Origin of the sequence: Kitasatospora sp. NPDC093558, assembly GCF_040683475.1 — a bacterium.
Lineage (GTDB): Bacteria > Actinomycetota > Actinomycetes > Streptomycetales > Streptomycetaceae > Kitasatospora.
In genome coordinates this window covers 1-3,328 of the sequence record NZ_JBFBDY010000660.1, presented here as the reverse complement: position 1 = coordinate 3,328, position 3,328 = coordinate 1, and the positions used below count along the sequence as shown (strand labels likewise).

General features: G+C 71.9%; 5 protein-coding genes. 1 reads left to right on the top strand and 4 read right to left on the bottom strand.

Annotated features, from left to right (window positions below; all coding sequences use genetic code 11):
• From AB0O00_RS33340 to AB0O00_RS33325, 4 genes are all read right to left on the bottom strand, one after another.
• Nucleotides 1–911 (bottom strand): caspase family protein (locus AB0O00_RS33340; protein ID WP_363658211.1); only part of this gene is annotated, 911 nt, incomplete at its 3' end.
• Nucleotides 904–1,368 (bottom strand): hypothetical protein, encoded by a 465-nt coding sequence (locus tag AB0O00_RS33335; protein WP_363658209.1) that lies wholly within the window; start codon nucleotides 1,366–1,368, stop codon nucleotides 904–906. The genes AB0O00_RS33335 and AB0O00_RS33340, both read right to left, overlap by 8 nt.
• A 410-nt stretch (nucleotides 1,369–1,778) precedes the next feature.
• Nucleotides 1,779–2,495, bottom strand: coding sequence for a flavodoxin family protein (locus AB0O00_RS33330; protein WP_363658207.1), 717 nt, complete (start codon nucleotides 2,493–2,495; stop codon nucleotides 1,779–1,781).
• Nucleotides 2,496–2,594: 99 nt separating this feature from the next.
• Nucleotides 2,595–3,143, bottom strand: coding sequence for a helix-turn-helix transcriptional regulator (locus tag AB0O00_RS33325; RefSeq protein ID WP_363658205.1), 549 nt, complete (start codon nucleotides 3,141–3,143; stop codon nucleotides 2,595–2,597).
• On the opposite strand from AB0O00_RS33325, the gene AB0O00_RS33320 reads away from it, so the two are divergent.
• Nucleotides 3,133–3,328 (top strand): hypothetical protein (locus AB0O00_RS33320; protein WP_363658203.1); only part of this gene is annotated, 196 nt, incomplete at its 3' end. The two genes, AB0O00_RS33325 and AB0O00_RS33320, sit on opposite strands and share 11 nt — an antisense overlap.

The following is a 3,328-nucleotide window of genomic DNA, read 5'->3' as shown; positions in this document are numbered from 1 at the left end:
CCAGGCTCCGCGGCGCCGGTCGGCGCGTCCGAGCCGCTCGGGCCCTGCGGTGTGAGCTCGCGGCGCGTCACCCGCAGCCCGGCGCCGGCCAGTACGGCGGCGATCCACTCGCCCCAGGCCCGGTCCTCGGCGACGTGCACCACCTGGTACCCGGGCGGGCGCCCGTACGACGGGTTGCGGGCAACCACGAGCCGACCCTCGGCACCGTCCGCGCTCCAGGTCGGCGTTTGGTCCGGTAACTGGGCCCGGACCCGGTCGTGGACGAAGACGTAGAGCTCGTCGGCGCTCACCTCGCCGTCCTGGTCCAGGTCGGCGGCACCGTCCCGCAGCCCCTCGACCACGGCGGCCGTGAAGACCGACGGCTCCGCGCCCGCCCGGCTGCGGGCCTCGTTCTCGTGGCTGTACTGCAGCGCGGTCGCCGAGGTGATCACGACCTGCGCCCGGCCGCGAAGCTGCGCGCGCACGTCGACCTCCCGGTCGGCGGCGCGGGTCCGCACACCTCTGGTGAAGGCCCCGCTGTAGCAGCAGTCCAGGAAGGTGACGATGTGCCGGCAACGGCTGTGCCGCATCTGGTCGGCCAGGAACTCCGCCCCCACCGCCGTCGCCTCCAGCAATTCGATGGACGTGTCGGAGGCGGCGAAGTGCAGTCGGTTGCGACCGTCCTTGCGACCGTGACAGGACAGATGCAGCACCAGCGTGTCCTGCGGGTCGGCCGAGGTGAAGAACCGCTGGATCGCCTTGCGCCAAGTGAGCGCCGTGCCCTCGGAGACCACCTCGACCTCGTAGCCGCCGACCGCCGGGTCCGCGAGCACGGCGCCCAGTTGCTCGGCATCCGCCGTGGCTCCCGGCAACTCGTCGAACCCGGGGTCCTCGTAGTGCTGGTTGACGATGATCAGGGCGCGCCTAGTCATCGTCGCCCGGCGTCGTGCGGTCATCGCCGGCCGGCATCGAAGAGTCCTCGTCACCCGGTACCGGACAGGGGTCATCACCCGCCGTCGTGTGGGCCTCGACGAACAGCTCGACCAGGCGGCGCTGTTCGGCCCGGGTGGCGGCGGTGAGCTGCAGCTCGTCCGCACCGATCCGGACCGTCACCGTTCCGCAGCCGCGCCTGGACAGCCAGCTCTGTACGACGGCGACCAGCGCGGTGAGCGCCGGTGCGCCGGCCAGGCCGACGATCAGCGAGGTGTGTGAGAGGAGGTCGCCTGCCCGGGTCCCCTTCGGGGCCGCGCCGGCCGGCGCGTAACCCAGCTTTGGCAGATCGAGCTGCTCCAGCTCCTCCAACAGGTACTCGATGTCCCGCGCGGCCGCGTCGACGCCGCCGGTCTCATCGGCCAACTCCACACCCACGGTCAGGTGGTGACCCCCCATTACCCCTCCTCCGTTCGAAGAACAGGATGGCACAGGAGCCTGCCGGGCGGACCGCCTCCGCACGCGGGAGGGTATCGGCGAGGGCTACTGCGCCCCGCCCCTCGTTCCGAGCGCCCGCCCAGCCGCGGTCAATCCGACTGACCCTCCCGGTGGGCGGCGAGCCCCTCCTCTATCGCCTGTGCCAGCTCTCCCTGGCGCAGCGGCAGCACACCCACACGTCGCGGCGGTGGTTGAGCAGCAGCCAGTCCCGGCGGGCCCGGCAGGCGGAGCACGTCACCGGCATGCCGCGCAGCGCCAGTTCGGCCGGGCGCAGGATGCCCCGGACAGCTTCTGGTCACGTGCTCTCCGTTCGCGGTGCTCGGGTACGAGCGCGGCCAAGCGGTCGGGCACGGGTGGGGAGGCGGGCCCGCTCAGCGGTGTTCGGGGTTCTCGAAGTCGAAGCGGCAGCCGGCGTCCCATTCGGAGCGCTGGTTGCCGTGGGCCGGGATGCCGCCGGCGTCCTTGAGCATGCGGGCCAGGTGGAGCTGGTTCCACGTCATGAACGTCGTGTTGCGGTTCGTGAAGTCGTTCTGCGGGCCGCCCGACCCCGGGTCCAGGTAGGACGGGCCGGGGCCGGCCTCGCCGACCCAACCCGCGTCGGCCTGGGGCGGGATGGTGTAGCCGAGGTGCTGGAGGCTGTAGAGGACGTTCATCGCGCAGTGCTTCGCGCCGTCCTCGTTGCCGGTGATCAGGCAGCCGCCGACGCGGCCGTAGTAGGCGTACTGGCCTTCGGAGTTGAGGATCGACGAGCAGGCGTAGAGGCGCTCGATGACCTTCTTCATCACCGAGGAGTTGTCGCCCAGCCAGATCGGGCCGGCGAGGGTCAGGATGTCGGCGGCCATCACCTGGGAGTAGATGACCGGCCAGTCGTCGGTTTCCCAGCCGTGTTCGGTCATGTCCGGCCAGACGCCCGTCGCGATGTCGAGGTCGACGGCTCGCAGGACTTCGACCTCGACGCCCTGGCGTTGCAGGATGCCGGTGCTGACGTCGATGAGGCCCTGGGTGTGGCTGCGTTCCGGGGAGCGCTTGAGGGTGCAGTTGATCACCAGGGCGCGCAGGTCGGTGTAGGACGTCGTCGGGTCCGGCACGGGGGTCCTCCCTCGGGGTGGCGGGTTCCCAGGACAGCTCACCAGGCCGGTCGTGCGGGCGCGCGCGGGGGTGGGCCGGTCGCCTGACGGTTCGGGGGGTCAGACGCGCAGGCGCAGGGTGTCGCTCGGGGTGCGGCGGTAGGCGTCGCGGTAGAGGCCGGCGAAGTGGCCGGGGTGCGCGAAGCCCCAGCGCATTGCGATCTCGGTGACGGTCGTGGCGCCCGGGTCGGCGGCCAGGAGGTCGCGGTGGGCCGCGTCCAGGCGCACGCGGCGGAGGTGGGCGAGCGGGGTGGTGTCCAGGTGGCGGCGGAAGGCGTACTGGAGCGCCCTCGGCGTGACGAAGGCGGCGGCGGCGATGTCCGCGAGCGTGATCTCGCGCTCGGCGTTCGTCTCGATGAACGCGATCGCCTTGCGCAGCGTGGCCGAGGTGGCGTCGGTCCGGTCGGTGAGCGTGCCGGCGTGCAGGCTGATCAGGCACACCCGGCCGAGGCTGTCGGCGTTGTAGGCCAGGTCGTACCCGAAGGAGAGCCGGTCCACGGTGAGCTCGCCGACGGCGCGGCGGCTGATGCGCGCCCTGGCGTCCTCCACGGACTTGGCGATGCGCATCGGCGTGTAGGCGGTGGAGAGGAACTCCTGCGTGGCCTCCACGCTCGCGCTGTCGAAGGACAACGACTCGATCATCTTCACCATCCGCCCCGTCGGTGCGGCGCCCTCGTCCGCGCACCCGCGCAGAGGCTACGCGTCCAGCGGTGTTACGGAAAACCCGGCCGGTCCGGGCGTGGACGATTTCGTTCCGGCGGCTACTGGACGCGGGGGACTTCGCTCCCGCAGCT